Origin of the sequence: Embleya sp. NPDC056575 (genome assembly GCF_042793325.1) — a bacterium.
GTDB lineage: Bacteria > Actinomycetota > Actinomycetes > Streptomycetales > Streptomycetaceae > Embleya.
On record NZ_JBHTVA010000012.1, the window covers coordinates 169,155 to 184,081 of the forward strand.

Annotated in this window: 13 protein-coding genes; 6 read left to right on the top strand and 7 right to left on the bottom strand. The window is 74.2% G+C overall.

Translation table 11 applies throughout. The annotated features are described in order from the left end of the window. Positions 1-80: 80 nt before the first annotated feature. Entirely contained in the window at positions 81-1,295 is a 1,215-nt protein-coding gene (locus ACFRCG_RS12370) for a hypothetical protein (protein WP_380030762.1), read from the bottom strand. A gap of 363 nt (positions 1,296-1,658) precedes the next feature. On the opposite strand from ACFRCG_RS12370, the gene ACFRCG_RS12375 reads away from it, so the two are divergent. Next, positions 1,659-2,675 (top strand): exonuclease domain-containing protein, encoded by a 1,017-nt coding sequence (locus tag ACFRCG_RS12375; RefSeq protein ID WP_380030763.1) that lies wholly within the window; start codon positions 1,659-1,661, stop codon positions 2,673-2,675. Between the two features lie 13 nt (positions 2,676-2,688). Here ACFRCG_RS12375 and ACFRCG_RS12380 read toward each other — a convergent pair whose 3' ends face one another. Then, the gene (locus ACFRCG_RS12380) at positions 2,689-3,381 is read right to left on the bottom strand and encodes an ABC transporter ATP-binding protein (RefSeq protein ID WP_380030764.1); all 693 of its coding nucleotides are present in this window, start codon (positions 3,379-3,381) and stop codon (positions 2,689-2,691) included. A gap of 97 nt (positions 3,382-3,478) precedes the next feature. Beyond that, complete coding sequence (locus ACFRCG_RS12385; protein ID WP_380030766.1) at positions 3,479-4,555, bottom strand: ABC transporter permease; 1,077 nt, start codon at positions 4,553-4,555, stop codon at positions 3,479-3,481. Positions 4,556-4,719: 164 nt separating this feature from the next. On the opposite strand from ACFRCG_RS12385, the gene ACFRCG_RS12390 reads away from it, so the two are divergent. The 3 genes from ACFRCG_RS12390 to ACFRCG_RS12400 all read left to right on the top strand — a co-directional run bounded on the left by ACFRCG_RS12390 (position 4,720) and on the right by ACFRCG_RS12400 (position 7,836). Then, positions 4,720-6,051, top strand: coding sequence for a sensor histidine kinase (locus ACFRCG_RS12390; protein ID WP_380030781.1), 1,332 nt, complete (start codon positions 4,720-4,722; stop codon positions 6,049-6,051). Next, positions 6,048-6,677 (top strand): response regulator, encoded by a 630-nt coding sequence (locus ACFRCG_RS12395; RefSeq protein WP_380030768.1) that lies wholly within the window; start codon positions 6,048-6,050, stop codon positions 6,675-6,677. The genes ACFRCG_RS12390 and ACFRCG_RS12395 overlap by 4 nt, the downstream gene beginning before the upstream one ends. Positions 6,678-6,750: 73 nt before the next feature. Further along, on the top strand, positions 6,751-7,836 hold the full coding sequence (locus ACFRCG_RS12400; protein ID WP_380030770.1) for an amidohydrolase family protein: 1,086 nt from the start codon (positions 6,751-6,753) through the stop codon (positions 7,834-7,836). A 687-nt stretch (positions 7,837-8,523) separates the two neighbouring features. On the opposite strand, the gene ACFRCG_RS12405 is transcribed toward ACFRCG_RS12400, so the two are convergent. The 4 genes from ACFRCG_RS12405 to ACFRCG_RS12420 are packed head-to-tail and all read right to left on the bottom strand — an operon-like array spanning position 8,524 to position 12,534. After that, positions 8,524-9,204 carry an ABC transporter ATP-binding protein gene (locus ACFRCG_RS12405; protein ID WP_380030771.1) on the bottom strand — a complete coding sequence of 227 codons (681 nt, stop codon included), beginning with the start codon at positions 9,202-9,204 and terminating at the stop codon, positions 8,524-8,526. Then, positions 9,204-9,944 carry an ABC transporter ATP-binding protein gene (locus ACFRCG_RS12410; protein ID WP_380030772.1) on the bottom strand — a complete coding sequence of 247 codons (741 nt, stop codon included), beginning with the start codon at positions 9,942-9,944 and terminating at the stop codon, positions 9,204-9,206. The genes ACFRCG_RS12405 and ACFRCG_RS12410 overlap by 1 nt, the downstream gene beginning before the upstream one ends. Beyond that, complete coding sequence (locus ACFRCG_RS12415; RefSeq protein ID WP_380030773.1) at positions 9,941-11,863, bottom strand: ABC transporter permease; 1,923 nt, start codon at positions 11,861-11,863, stop codon at positions 9,941-9,943. Before ACFRCG_RS12415 ends, ACFRCG_RS12410 begins: the two co-directional genes overlap by 4 nt. A 5-nt stretch (positions 11,864-11,868) precedes the next feature. Then, a complete protein-coding gene (locus ACFRCG_RS12420) occupies positions 11,869-12,534 on the bottom strand; it encodes a hypothetical protein (RefSeq protein ID WP_380030774.1) in 666 nt (221 codons plus the stop codon). A gap of 197 nt (positions 12,535-12,731) precedes the next feature. On the opposite strand from ACFRCG_RS12420, the gene ACFRCG_RS12425 reads away from it, so the two are divergent. Together ACFRCG_RS12425 and ACFRCG_RS12430 are read left to right on the top strand one after the other, a co-directional pair. Then, positions 12,732-13,388, top strand: a complete 657-nt coding sequence (locus tag ACFRCG_RS12425; protein ID WP_380030775.1) for a hypothetical protein — start codon at positions 12,732-12,734, stop codon at positions 13,386-13,388. A gap of 56 nt (positions 13,389-13,444) precedes the next feature. Beyond that, complete coding sequence (locus ACFRCG_RS12430) at positions 13,445-14,830, top strand: ABC transporter substrate-binding protein (RefSeq protein WP_380030776.1); 1,386 nt, start codon at positions 13,445-13,447, stop codon at positions 14,828-14,830. The last annotated feature ends 97 nt before the right edge of the window (positions 14,831-14,927 follow it).

Sequence of the window (14,927 nt, forward strand, 5' to 3'; positions counted from 1 at the left end):
GCGCCCACCTCGCGCGTCGCGCGTGCATCGGGAGCGGACCCCGGCGTCCCGCGTTGGTGAGGTTCGGCGTTTGGGGGTGGCTACCCCGGGTGGGGGATGGTCGGGGGTGGGCCGGCGAGGATTCGGCGCCAGGTGGTGGGGGTCAGGGTGGCGTGGGATTCCTGGTGGGTGATTCGGGTGAGGGTGTGTGTGGGGAACGTGAGGGCGGTGGTGGCGGACCACAGGGCGCCGGGGATTCGCCGGGGTTCCCGGCGCAGGCTCAGGGATTCCTCCGCGGTGTCGCGGTAGGGCCCCAGGCCCAGTGCGATGCGGAGCATCTCCCGTGCGGCGCGGCGGCGGCCGGCTCGGGCGGCGGTCCATACGCCCGCGTGGGCCTGGCGGGTGCGGACGTCGGGGCGGCCCCATGGCATCGATGGTGGCGTCTCGCCCCGGGAGACCGCGATCAGCGCGGCGACCAGGTCCGTGCCGCTCGCGGCGGCGTTGCCGGGTTCGGCCAGATGGGGGCGGACGTTCAGCCAGGCCGGGCCCGACGTGGTGCGCACGGCGTCCAGGGACAGGGCGCCGTGCCAGCCGAGGTGGCCGCCGAGCATGGCGACCTGTTCGCGGATCTCGGGCGCGACCACGCTGCGCCGCACCGCCGGGCCGTGCAGCAGCTCGTACGCGTGCACCGCGACCAGTCGGCCGTGCTCGAACACCGCCTGGGCGGACAGGACCGGACCCGCCGCGGGCTCCTGCACCAGCACCCCGGCGCCGTCCACGAACGCTCCGGCGCGGTCCAACTCGTCGGCCAGGCGCAGGAGTTGTTCGCGCCGCTCGACCCGATGCGAGCCGAGCAGGGTCTTGACGTAGAGCGGCGGGTCGGCGACCTGACGCAGTTCCTCGGCGGTGTGCACCACCACCGTCCCGGCCGGCTGCGGCATGCCGATCTCGGTCAGCGTGCTCGCCGCCGAGGCGCGGTCCGCGACGCGGCGCAGCGCGGCGAACGACGGTACGGCCAGGGCCACTCCGTGCGCGGTGATTCGCTCCGGGGCCCGGGCCAGCACCGCGACGTGCTCGTCGGTGGGCAGCAGCACGTCGTACGGCTCGGCCCCGAGCACCGCTTCCGCGCGGGCCAGCCAGGCCCACGGATCCGTGCCGAAGGCGGGCACCTCGTACACCCTGGTCACCGACCGGGGGCGACCCGGGATCGGCCGACCGGGCGGCGCCAACACCGCCGGCTCGTGCCCCGATCGCCCGACCGCCATCGCGATCTGACGTGACGTCACCCCGAAGCCGTCCCCTAGCAGCACGCGCACGGGGGTCATCCTGGCACACCCGCTCGCCGTCGGAGCGGGCGGAATTCGCCGGCTCGCGGCCGCGTGTGGGGCGGTCGGGCGGAATAGGATGATCTGCATGTATCGCCGAGGCCGGATCACCGCGTAGACGTCGCCGCTCTCGGCGTTGCTCGCGCTGATCGGCCTCGGGCCGTTCGTGGACGGGGCGTTGCCCGCCCTGGTCGCCGTCGCGATGACCGTCGTCCTCGCGCCGGCAGGACCACCGCCGCACGGCCGTTGTCGCGCCGGCCGGCGACGGCTCGTGCGGATCGCGTCGTACCCGGGCACTAGCGTTTCCGGCAGTGACGACGTGAATCTGATCCGCGATCGGAAAAGGGCACCCCCATGGCAACGAACAAGTTCGGCGCGACCTGTGCCACGTGCACGACCTATGTCAAGGCCGGCGACGGGCTGTTGGTCCGCCGGGACGGCAAGTGGGTTACGTACTGCGCCGATTGCGGCGAGCCGAAGCCCGCCGCGCCGCCGCGCGGCAATCACGACGGCTGGCACCGGGGGCCGATGGCCGCGTTCGACGTGGAGACTTCCGGCGTCGACCCGCTGACCGATTTCATCGTCACCGCCGCCCTGGTGGACTCGACCGGCACCAGGCGGTCGTGGTTGATCGACCCGGGGGAGCGGGAGATTCCCGCCGAGGCGACCGCGATCCACGGGATCGACACCGCGCGCGCCCGGGCCGACGGGCGGCAACCCGCCCTGTGCCTGGCCGAGATCGGCGAGGCGATGGCCGAATACCTGGCCGCCGACACCCCGATCGCGATCTACAACGCGCCGTTCGACCTGACCATCCTGCAGGCCGAGCTGCACCGCCACAATCTGCCGCAACTCCCGTACACCGCACCGATCATCGACCCGCTGGTGATCGACAAGCAGCTCGACCGCTACCGCAAGGGCAAGCGCACCCTTGCGGCCACCAGCGCGTTCTACGAGGTGGTGCTCACCGACGCGCACACCGCCGACGGCGACGCGCTGGCGTGCCTGTTGCTCGCGCAGGATCTGGGCGCGCGTTTCCCGGAGTTGGCCGCCGACTCGCTGCGCACGCTGCACGAGAAGCAGGTGCAGTGGTACGCGGAGCAGGCGGCCTCGCTGCAGAGCTACTTCGACCGGCGCAACCCGGACGGCGGCGGCGCGGTCGTCGACCCGAACTGGCCGGTGATTCCCGGCGGTTCGGACGGGCCGGGTTCGCCGAGCCTGCCGGGCACCACCGGCGGATCGAGCGCGTGGCGGGCGGGGGACGCCGAGCCGAGCCGGTCCGGGTCGAGCGCGTGGCGGCCGGACGCCGGGCCGGGTGGGTCGGCGTCGGGATCGGGGTCGAGCGCGTGGCGGCCGGACGCGGGGGAGTAGCGGACGGCGCGCGCTATGCCGTCGCGAGCGTGCGCAGCCGGCCGTCGATCAGTTCCACCGCCCGGTCCGCGTGGGGCAGGTGGCTGCGGTCGTGGGTGACCAGGACCGTGGCCGCGCCGCTCGTACGGGTCAGGTCGGCGAGCAACGCCACGATCGCCGCGCCGCGTTCGTGGTCCAGCGCCCCGGTGGGTTCGTCGACCAGGAGCACGCTCGGCTCGTGCATCAGCGCCCGGGCGATGTTCACCCGCTGCCGCTGGCCGCCGGAGAGCCGGTGCGGGCGATGCTCCGCCCGGTCCGCGAGGCCGACCCGGTCGAGCAGTTCCAGCGCCCGGGCGCGGGCCTTGCGCGCACTGCCGCCGGCCAGGTGCGCCATCACCTGAAGCTGCTCGACACACGTCAACGAGGCGAGCAGGTTCGGCTGTTGGAACACGATCCCGATGGTGCTGCGGCGCAACCGGGCCCGCCCGGCCGGCCGCAGGGCGACCGCGTCCAGGCCGGCGATCGACACGCGGCCCGTGTCCGGCGTGGTCAGCGTCGCGGCGACGGCGAGCAGGCTCGACTTGCCGGACCCCGACGGCCCGACCACGGCGGTCAGCGTCCCGGGCGGCACAGCCAGCGAGACCCGGTCCAGCGCGGTCAGCCGACCGTCGCCGTCGGGATAGGTGAGCGTCACATCGGCGAGTTCCAGGCCGGGGGACGGGTGCATGGCGGGCCTCTCGGGCGTGGGGGAATCGGGCTGCGGGGCCATGGCCGTGCGGTTCATCGCCGGGCGTTCATCGGCGGGTGGTTCATCGCCGTACACCTCACCGGGTCCCGCCGAGCGCGGTGTGCGGGTCGACCGAGGTCACCCGACGGACGGCGAGCCCCGCGCCGACCATGCCGAGCAGGATCAACACCGCCCCCGGCAGGACCGTGGTCGAGGCGTCCACCACGTAGGGCACCCCCGCCGGGGCGACCGCGCCGAACAGCGCGGCGACGCCGATGCCGACGGTGGTGCCCGCGAGCAGCACCAGGAACGCCTGGCCGAGCGCGTCGCGCAGCAGGTAGCCGGTGGGCGCGCCGAGCGCCTTGAGCACCGCCACGTCGCCCGCGCGCTGGATGGTCCAGACGGTGAAGAACGCGCCCACCACGAGCGCCGAGATGGCGAACAGGAACCCGCGCATCAGTTGCAGCGAGCCGTTCTCGGCGGTGTACGACCCGATCGCCTTCCGCGCGTCGCCGATCGAGGTGCTGCGCGTGCCGATCGCCCGGTCCGCCGCCCCGGTGTGCCCGCCGGCCAGGTCGAGCACGATCACCGTCGCGTGCGGGCCGCCGCTCCGCGGTCCCGGGCGCAGCGGTTGCCAGTCGGCGAGGGTGGTCCAGGCGACCGGCGCGTGGCTGTACGAGGATCCCGACACCACGGCGGCGACGGTCAGCACGGTGTCCGCGCCCACGGTCAGCCGGTCGCCGACCCGTACGCGCAGCTCGTCGGCCAGGTCCCGGGACAACACCACCGTCCCGGGGGCCAGCCCGGCGGGGGCCATCGGCCCGCCCGGCTCCACGCCGAACGCCGCCGCGGCGGTGGTCCGCGTACCGACCCCGAGCCGGGTCATCGCGATGCCGAGCGGCGCGGCCGAGCGCACCCCGGGCCGCTCGGCCCAGCGCTGCCACTGCGCCTGCTCCACGGTCGAGTCGGCGAACGAGACCCCCTGTCCCGGGGCGGGCGCGGCGAACGCGAGCCGATCGGCCGGCAGCGCGTCGATCGCCGACGTATTGGCCCGCCCCAGCCCCACGGTCAGCCCGGACACCAGCCCGACCAGCGCGGTGACCAGCACCACGGTGACGATCATCAGGGCGAACCGCCCCCGGGCGAACACGAGGTCCCGCAACGCTACGAACACACCCCAAGCCTGGCCGCCGGCCGCGTCCGCGTCATCGATCGGGTTGACCGGCCCCGGTCAACCTTTTGATCGATGGCCGCTCCACCCGCCCCGGTTAACCTTGACCCGATATGTACGCCGGTATCCCGACCCCCGTCCCCGTGCCCCGCACGCTCCGCGCCTGTATGCACGCGCTGGTCGCGCTGCTGCTCGCGGTGGCCGCGTTGCGCGCCCTCGTCGGCACCGACGCCTCCGCGGTGCGGACCGCGCTGATCCCGGTCGCCGCCGCGGTCACGGCCGCGGTGTACGCGGTGGGCAACCTGACCCCCTCGGTGGGGCCGTCGCGGCGGGCCTCGGTGTGGTGGCTGATCGCGCTGACGTTGTCCTGGTGCGGGTTGTACGCGCTCACGGCGGAGGCGATCTGGTTCGCCTTCCCACTGTTCTTCCTGGTTCCGCACCTGCTGCCGGTACGGGTCGCGCTGCCCGTGGTGGGCGGGCTCGCGGTGATCGCCGTCGGGGGCTACGCGGCCCATCGCGGCGCGGTGTCGCTGGGCATGGTGCTCGGTCCGCTGCTGGGCGCGGCGGTCGCGGTGGCCACCGTGCTGGGCTACCAGGCGCTGCACCGGGAGAGCGAGGCGCGGCGCCGCCTCGTGGAGGACGTGGTCGCGGCCCGGGCCTCGCTCGCGGCGGCGGAGCGGCACGCGGGGGTGCTGGCGGAGCGGGAGCGGCTGGCCCGGGAGATCCACGACACGCTCGCGCAGGGCTTCAGCAGTATCCAGCTGTTGCTGCGCGCGGCCGAGCGGGCGCTGCCGGCGGATCCGACGGCGGCCGATCGGCACGTACGGCTGGCGCGGGTCACCGCGACCGACAGCCTGGCGGAGGCGCGGCGGTTCGTCCGGGCACTGGCGCCGCCCGAGTTGGACGACTCCTCGCTGCCGGCGGCGCTGGAGCGGCTGTGCGCGCGGACGGCCGCCGAGGCGGACCTGGACGTGCGCTTCCATCGCACGGGGGAGGCGGCCGGGCTGCCGAGGGCCGTCGAGGTGGCGCTGCTGCGGATCGCCCAGTCGGCGCTCGGGAACACGGTGCGGCACGCGGGCGCGTCCCGGGCCGAGGTGACGCTCAGCCACATGGAGGCGTCGGTGACGCTCGACGTGGTGGACGACGGACGCGGGTTCGACCCGGCCGCGCGCCCGGTCGGGGCGGAGCGGGGCGGGACCGCCGGCACCGGATTCGGGCTGGCGGCGATGCGGACTCGGGCGGCCGAACTGGGCGGAGCGCTGACGGTGGAGTCGGGTCCGGGCCAGGGGGCGGCGATCGCGGTGACGTTTTTGGTGCCTGCGGGGGAGAGGACGGGGCCGGTGCCCGCGGGGGAGGGGACCGAGGCCCTTTCGGCACCTGCGCGGGAGGGGAGCGGGGTCCTCGCGGTGCCTGGGACGGACGGGCCCGGGAGCGTCCCGGCGCCCGCCAGGCAGCGGCCGGAGACCTTGCCGGCCCCCGCGGACAGGGCCGCGCGGTGATCCGGTTGTTGCTGGCCGACGACCATCCCGTCGTGCGCGCCGGTCTGCGCGCCGTGCTGGCGGCCGAGCCGGACTTCGAGGTGGTGGGCGAGGCGGACACCGCGGAGCGCGCGGTCGAGCTGGCCGGCTCCCTCGCGCCCGACGTGGTGCTGATGGACCTGCGCTTCGGCCCGAACGCCATGCACGGCAACGCGGCCACGGCGGCCATCACGGCACTGCCCCGCGCCCCGCACGTCCTGGTGCTGACCACCTACGACACCGACGCGGACATCTTGGCCGCGGTCGAATCGGGCGCGCTGGGCTACCTGCTCAAGGACGCCCCGCCGGAGGAGTTGGCGGCGGCGGTACGAACGGCCGCCGCCGGCGAGTCGGCGCTCGCGCCCCGGATCGCGGGCCGACTGCTGAGCCGACTGCGCCGGCCGCAACCGGTGTTGAGCCCGAGGGAGATCGAGGTGCTGGGGCTGGTCGCGGAGGGGTTGTCGAACCTGGCGATCAGCAAGGCGCTGTTCCTGAGCCAGGCGACGGTCAAATCCCACCTGGTGCACATCTACGCAAAGCTGGAGGTCGACTCCCGAACGGCAGCCGTGGCCGCGGGGGTCCGGCGGGGACTGGTGAAGCGAGGGTGAAGCCCGCCCCGACCTCGGCGGCGGTGGGTTCGCGGCGGTGGGGCCGGGGGTGGTCAGGTCGTAGGGTCTCGGCATGACCGTGCTGCACGTGAAGGGCCGCGTTCTGGTCGGCCCCGAGGATGTCCGTGACGAGATGTGGGTGATCGGCGGGCGGATCACCTTCGAGCGGCCGACGTCGCTCGCCGTCGACGCCACGTTGGAAGGGTGGGTACTGCCCGGCCTGGTCGACGCGCACTGCCACGTCGGGATCGACGCGCACGGCGCGGTCGACGCGCCGACCGCCGAGCGCCAGGCGATCACCGACCGGGACGCGGGCGCGCTGCTGCTGCGCGACGCGGGCTCGGCCGCCGACACCCGCTGGATCGACGGCCGCGAGGACCTGCCCCGGCTGATCCGCGCGGGGCGGCATCTGGCCCGACCCAAGCGCTACATCCGCAACTACGCGCACGAGATCGAGCCGGGCGACCTGACCGCGTTCGTGATCCAGGAGGCGCGGCGCGGCGACGGCTGGGTCAAGCTGGTCGGCGACTGGATCGACCGGGACACCGGGGACTTGTCGCCGCTGTGGCCCAAGGACGCGCTCCGGGAGGCGATCGCCGCCGCGCACGCCGAGGGGGCCCGGGTCACCGCGCACTGCTTCGCCGAGAACTCGCTCCCGGACCTGGTCGAGGCGGGCATCGACTGCATCGAACACGCCACCGGATTGACCGAGGACCTGATCCCGCTGTTCGCCGAGCGGGGTGTGGCGATCGTGCCGACCCTGGTGAACATCGCCACCTTCCCCGGGATCGCCGACCAGGCGGGCGCCAAGTTCCCGACCTACGCCGCGCACATGCGCGCGCTGCACGCCAACCGCTATGCCACGGTGCGGGCCGCCTACGACGCGGGCATCCCGATCTTCGTGGGCACCGACGCGGGCGGCTCGCTGCCGCACGGCCTGGTCGCCGACGAGGTCGCGGAGTTGGTCGCGGCCGGCATCCCGGCCCGCGACGCGCTGTCCGCCGCGTGCTGGTCCGCCCGCCGCTGGCTCGGCCGGGACGCGATCGCCGAGGGCGCGTCGGCAGACGTGGTGGTGTATTCGGCCGATCCGCGAGCCGACGTCGGCGTGCTGGCCGATCCGCGCGCGGTGGTGTTGCGGGGCGCGGTGATGCCGCGCTGACGCGCTTCGCGGCGGGGGCGGTCCGGTAGGGGCCGCAAGACGCCGTCGGGCCCGGAGCGGGCGTGTTCGGCGTACTCCCGGAACGACAGGGTTCGCGATGCCCGGGTCGGCCTGCACGACGGGACCCTCGACGAGGAGCGGGCCCATGGTGAACTCCCCGTTCCGCCCCCGGGGTTGCGACACCTCCGCGAGCACGGCCGCCCAGTCCGCGTCGTCGGTGCAATCGGTCCTGATCACCACGGCCGTGAACTCGCCGTGTTCCTCGATCGGGGGCAACACGTCGATCTCCTCTGGGTGGTCCACGCCCGACCCCGGCACTCGCCGCCGACATCCCGCGAGCCCGCCGGCCGTGGCCGAAATCCGCCCCCACGTGGGGCCGCCGGGGTGACCCGGCGACACTCCGCCCCCGCCCGGTCGTTGAACGCCGTGTCCGTCGACGTGGTTCGACGGGCGCGGCGTCGGGGCGTGGGACCTCGGGGCCGGCACAGCGAAAGGCAGCCCCCGTGCGAGGTTCGGCCCTGATCGCCCCCAACCCCGATCCGCACCACCGCCGTCCGTTCGGCATGGTGCCCCTGCCCTACCCGGTGACACGTGCCCCCGGCCCCACCCCCGCCGCACCCCTCGGCCTCCCACCGGGGACCGGGCTCGACACGCCGGAGCCCTGGTTTCGCGCCGACGGGCGTTGACCTACGCGCGACGGGCGCTGTCCGGGTGGGACTCGTATTCGGTCGGGTCGCCTCCGAAGGTGATGGTGCCTCGACTGAGGGCGTAGACGACCTCGGCGCGGCGCAGGGCCTCGCCCGTGTGTTGTTCGACCAGGATCACCGTGCGCTCGGCCGTGGCCAGGCCGGCCACCACGTCGTACAGGTGGGCCGCCACGCGGGGGGCCAGGCCCTGGCTGAGCTCGTCCAGGAGCAGGAGCCTGGCGGGGGTGAGCAGGGCCCGGCTCACCGCGAGCATCTGCTGCTCGCCGCCGGAGAGTGTGCCGGCCCGCTGCCTCAGCCGATCGGCCAGCACCGGGAACGCGGTCAGGGCCGGCGCCGTGTCGCGGCCGTCGGCGAACAGGCGCAGGTTGTCGGCCACGCTCAGGCCGGCGAACACCCCGCCCCGCTCCGGGATCAGGGTCAGGCCGGCGCGGGCGCGGCGGTCGGCGGGCCAGGCGGTGACGTCCACCCCGTCCCAGGTGATCGTGCCGGCGGTGGGCCGGACCAGTCCGGCCAGCGTGTCGAGGAGCGTGCTGCGGCCCGAGCCGTTGCGGCCGACCAGGGCGGTGAGGGCGCCTGCGGGGACGTCCAGGTCCACGCCGTGCAGCGCCTCGATCGGGCCGTGCCGGACCCGAAGTCCGGCGACCGACAGGGTGATCGGCATCAGAGGTACACCTCCCGGGCCCGCGCGTCGCGGCGGATCTCGTCCGGGGTGCCGGCCGCGACGATCCGGCCCGCGGCCATCACGTGCACCGTGTCGGCCACCCCGAACACCAGATCCATGTCGTGTTCGACCAGCAGGATCGCCAGGCCGTCGGCGGCCAGCGCGCGCAGTTCGCGGCGCAGCCGCTCGGTCTGCGCGTCGTCGAGCCCGCTGGCCGGCTCGTCCAGGAGCAGTACCGACGGGGACGCCGCCAGCGCGCGGGTCAGTTCGACCATCCGCAGTATCCCGGCCGGGAGTTCGCCGGCCGGGGTGTAGGCGTGTTCGGTGAGCGCGAGCCGGTCCAAGGCCGCCTCCACCGCGTCCCGGGTCCGTCCTCGGGCGGGATCCGGCAGGCCGAGCAGGCGGGCCGGGGCGGAGGATCCGGACCGGTTCTCCGCGGCCACCCGCAGGTTGTCCACCACCGTCAGGCTGGGGAAGACCGACACCGTCTGAAACGTCCGGGCCAGCCCGAGCCGGGCCCTCCGGTGCGCGGGCAGCCGGGTCACGTCGCGCGCGCCCAGGTACACCCGCCCGGCGTCGACCCGGCCACCCGCCAGGCAGTCGAACAGGGTGCTCTTGCCCGCCCCGTTCGGCCCGATCACCGCCGTCACCACGCCCGGCGGCACGGTCAGGTCGACCCCGTCCACGGCCCGCAGCCCGCCGAACCGGCGGACCACGCCCTCGGCCCGCAGCGCGCTCACCCGCCCACCTCCGCCCGGCCCGACCGCACCCGCTCGCGCAGGGTGCGGCCCAGCGGGCTGAGCCGGACCGGCGGGGGCGGCGCAGCGGGCACCGGCGCCGGCCCCGCGGCCAGGCGCAGGAGCGTCGCCGTGACGCCGCCGGGCATCCGCGACAGCAGCACCGCCAAGCCGCCGATCACGATCGTGGACATGCCCGCCGTGGTGGCCGCGTCCAGGGCGACCACCAGGCCGGCGGCCAACACCGCGCCGGCCGCGCTGTCCACGCCGAACACCACCACCGCGGCGAACCAGACCAGGCCGAGCACCGGATCGAAGGCCGCCGCGTCGAAGGCCCGCCCACCCATCCCGAGCAGCGCGCCGCCGAGCCCGGCCACGCCGGCGCTGACCGCGAAGACGAAGACCTTGGCCGAGGAGACGTCCACGCCGGTCGCCGCCGCGCCGCGCTCGTGGTCGCGCACCGCGACCAGCATCCGGCCGAGCCGGCTCACGTGCAGCCGGCGGACCACCAGGAGCATCAGTACGAGGCAGGCCAACTCCAGGGCGTAGAAGGAGCGTTCGCCGTCGAACGGCCACGGGTGGTCGAGCGCGAGGTCGGTGGTGAAGCGCGGCTGGGCGAAGACGAACCGGCTGACCACCGCGGCCACCGCGAACGTGGTCAGCGCCAACGTCAGCCCGCGCCGCCGGATCGCCGGCCATCCGGTCAGCAGGCCCACCGGCACCACCAGGAGCGCGGCCAGGAACAGCGCGAGCAGGGCCGGCACACCCCGGCCGGTCAGCTGCGCCGCGAACAACGCGCCGAGTCCGGCGAAGCCGGCCTGGCCGAGCGAGATCTGGCCGGCGTACCCGGTGAGCATCACCAGCGACACGAACACGATCGCCATCGCCGGCACCTGCTGCGCGACCCGCAGGTGTTCCGCGCCCAGCGCGAGCGGCGCCGCGGCGACCGCGACGAACGGCACCCACCAGCCCACCGGCGCGCTCTCCCCGTGCCCGGTCCCCATCCGGGCGCCGGCCGCGCGTTGCGGGTCGGGGCCGCCGACCTCGACCATGCGGGGCAGTACCAGGAGCGCGACCAGCATCACCACCACGAACAGGTTCGCCTGGAGCGCCTGGATCAGCCCCCACGAGTCGAGTCCGAGCCGGGACAACTCGCTCTGCCCCACCCCGATCGCCAGCGCGGCCAGGATCGCCACCGGCAGACTGGCCAGCCGGGCCACCACCGCGACCCCGATGGTCTCCAGGACGAGCAGGGTCAGTCCGTACGGATCCAGCCGTAGGTGCGGCGCGAGCAACACGCCGGTCAGCCCCGCCAGCATCGACCCGAAGGCCCACCCGGCCGCCGCGACGCGGTCGGCCGGCACCCCGGACAACTCGGCCAGGGCCCGCCGGTCCACCACCGCGCGCAGCCGCACACCGAAGCGGGTGAACCGGGTGACGACGGCGACCAGGACGGCGACCGCGGCCACCACGCCCAGTTCGACCAGCGTCCCCTTGGCCACCGAGGTGTCGCCGGGCAGGCCGACCGTGCCCGTCGGCACGATCGAGGGCGGGTCGAGCCGGGCCTGCGTACCCCAGGCCAGCGTGGCCACGCCGACCAGGAGCACGAATACGCCCAGCGAGGCGACCAGCATCCGGGCCGGACCGGCCCCCTCGCGGTGCAGCCCGCGAAAGACGAAGCGCTCCAGGACCAGGCCGAGCGCCGGCGCCACCACGCCCACGTCGAGCAGCACCGCCGCCCACAGCGGCCAACCCCACACGCGCACCTGCTGCCAGACGAGGTAGGCCACGATCATCGCGAGCGCGCCGAAGGACAGGTTGAACACGCCGGTGGCCCGGTAGGAGGTGATCATCCCGACCGCCGCGAGCGCCGCGATCGCGCCCACGCCCAGGCCGGCGAGCGCCAGTTCGACGGTGAGCACGGCGCTCAGCCGTCGGCGCCGGGCGCGCTCGGCCCGTCGGTCCCGACATCGCCCCCGAAGACCCCGCCCGACCGCTCACCGGTCTCCCGGGGGCCGGGCCGCTCATCGGCCACACCGGGATCGCACACCCGGCACGGCCGCAAATCCCGGTCCCGCGCCGCCGCCGCGTCCACCGGCGTCACCCCGCTCTTGCCCCGCACCAGCGAGCACCCGCTCCGGTGATAGCGCGCCCCGCCCGGGACCGTCACCCACGCCGCCCCGGCACCCGCCCCGGCCGCCGCCTCACTCGGCTCCGGCTCGACCAGCAGCTCGTACAGCCGGCCCATCATCCGCCGCAACTCCGCGTTCTCGACGCTCGTCCCGGCGGGGGCCCGCGCCGTCTCGCGCCGGGTCCCCACCACGAGTACCGCGCCGGCGACGATCAGCGCCGCGCCCGGAATGGTGGCCGACGCCAGGTAGGGCAGTTGGCGCGCCTCGTACCGTTCACCCGACACGCCGTACCACCCCACCGCGCACAGCAGCGCCCCGCACAACCCGACGAGCCAGCCGCCGTGCGTGCGCGCCAACCGCCGCAAACCCTCGATGGCCGGGGGCGCGGCGGCCGTACGCTGTCGTTCGGCAAGGGAGTTCGCCTGTCCCGTGGAACCTGCCGAGTTCGTCGAACCTGCCATATGGTCCACCCGTCGAATCCGCCCGATTGCGTATCGGTGCCTCAGCGTAGTTCGCCGGGATCTGGTCATACGGCCCGGAACACGATTGGATACCGAGTCGCGCATGGCAACATGACTTGCCGGTAACCCAGGTACTACCTGGCTACATCAACAGCGACAGGACGCCGGGCGACCGGCGGAACGGGTGGTGAACGCACGTGAGCGTGGACTTGATCAACGAGCGGGCCGAGCGGAACGGCACCGGTGTGGGTCGGCGCAAGGGCGCGCGCCGTGCGCTGCTGGCACTGCCGCTGGTGGCCGTGCTGGTGATGTCCGGGTGTAGCAGCGACGACAAGGACGACAAGAACGACAGCAAGTCGTCGCAGTCGGCGAGCGCGCCGGCGGCCGGCCAGCCGAGCACGCCCGCCGCACCGGGAACCACCGCGGCCTCCTCGCCCGCCGCCTCGGGCGGCGCCACCGGCGCCCCCGCGACCGGCGGCAGCGGCTCGACCACGTTGACCGGCGAGGAGAAGAAGGTCGCCGACAACTGGGACAAGCTGTTCGACAACGCCCAGCCGCTCGACGCGCGCAAGGCGGTCCTGGAGAACGCGGACAAGATGGGCGCGCTCGTCGAGACGCTCGCCAACGACCCGCTGGCCAAGTCGGTCACCTCCAAGACCACCGCGGTGAAGATCAGCGGGGACACCGCCGACGTCACGTTCGACATCCTGCTCGCCGGCACCCCGGCGCTGCCCGGCCAAAACGGCAAGGCGGTCAAGCAGGACGGCACCTGGAAGGTCAGCCTGGGCACCGTCTGCACGCTGGTCGGCGCGCTCAAGCCGGGCACCGTCGCCCCGGGTTGCCCGACGGCCTGACGCCCCACTCCGCACGGGCGGGTTCCCCGCCGGCCCCGGGTCACCGAGGAGCACGCATGCATCGTCGTATCCACGGACGGCGCATGCCGTGCGCCTCGGTGGCCCTCGTGCTGTCCGGCGTGTTGTGCGCGGTCGCCGCACTGACCGGATGCGGTTCGCGGCTGCCGGAGCGCGACTTCCGCGAGGAGCGTGGCTCGGCGCCCGCGTCCACGGGCGCGACGCCGAACACCAACACCGCCTCCGACGTGGGCGTCACGCCCACCGAGATCACCGTGGGCATGATCGACACCGTCCAGGGGGTGCTCGGCAACGAGACCTTCTCCGGGCCGATGTACGGCGCCCAGGCCTATTTCAAGGCGCTCAACGACCGCGGCGGGGTGAACGGGCGCCGGGTGAAGGTGTCCGCCTGCGACGACAACGGCTACGGCGTGGCCAACCAGCGCTGCGCCCGTCGACTGGTCGAGGACGACAAGGTGTTCGCCTTCGCGGGCAACAGCATCTACAGCTACAACGCCGCCCAGTACGTCAGCGACAAGGGCGTGCCCGACGTCGGCGGGCAGCCGATCGGGACCGCCTACGAGACGTACCCGCACCTGTACTCGATCTACGGATCGCGCGCGCCACGCGACGGCAAGGTGGGTTGGGACGGCCGGCTGTACGCGAGCACCGAGGTCTACCGCTACTTCAAGGAGAAGCTCGGCGCCCGCACCGCCGCCGTTGTGTCGTACAACCAGGCCGACTCCGCGCGCTACGCGCAGACCGTCGCCGACGGGCTGCGCGCCGAGGGCTACACGGTCGTCGAGAAGCAGGTCGACTTCGCGCTGCCGAACTTCGCCGCCGCGGTGGTGGACATGCGCGCCAAGGGCGTCGACATCGTCTTCGACGCGGTGGACACGCGCGGCAACGTCGAACTGTGCAAGGCGATGGACGGCAGCGACCTGCGGGTGACCGCCAAGGTGACCAACGTACAGAACTGGAACGCGCGCGTCGGCGAGGACTTCAAGGCGTCCCCGACCTGCCGCAACAGCATCTACGCGACCGGCAACAGCCGCGGCTACACGGACACCGGGCAGCCCGCGGTGGCCGAGTTCCGGGCCGCGATGAAGAAGTACTTCCCCGACCGCGAGGACAAGCTCTCCCAGTGGGAACTGGAGGGCTGGGCCTCGGCGATGTGGCTCACCGACGCGATCGCCTCGTGCGGCGCGAAGGTCACCCGGGCCTGCGTCGAGGGCTTCGTCAACCGCCCCGAGGGCTACGACGCGCACGGCCTGCTGATCCCGGTCGACTTCAAGGCCGAACCGGTCGACCGGGTCGCCGCGCCCACCCGCACCTGCTTCGACGTGGCCCGCTGGCAGGACGGCGCCCCGGGCGGCTGGATCGCCCAGGTACCGGACATGACCACGAACTGCTTCGACGTACCGTCCCTGCCGTACAAACCGTGAGCCCGGATCGCGGAACGGGTACACGATCCACCGCCACTCGGGGTCACGGGGCATGAAGCCGAAACGCCACGCGCGCGGAAGCCGATCGGCTTCCGCG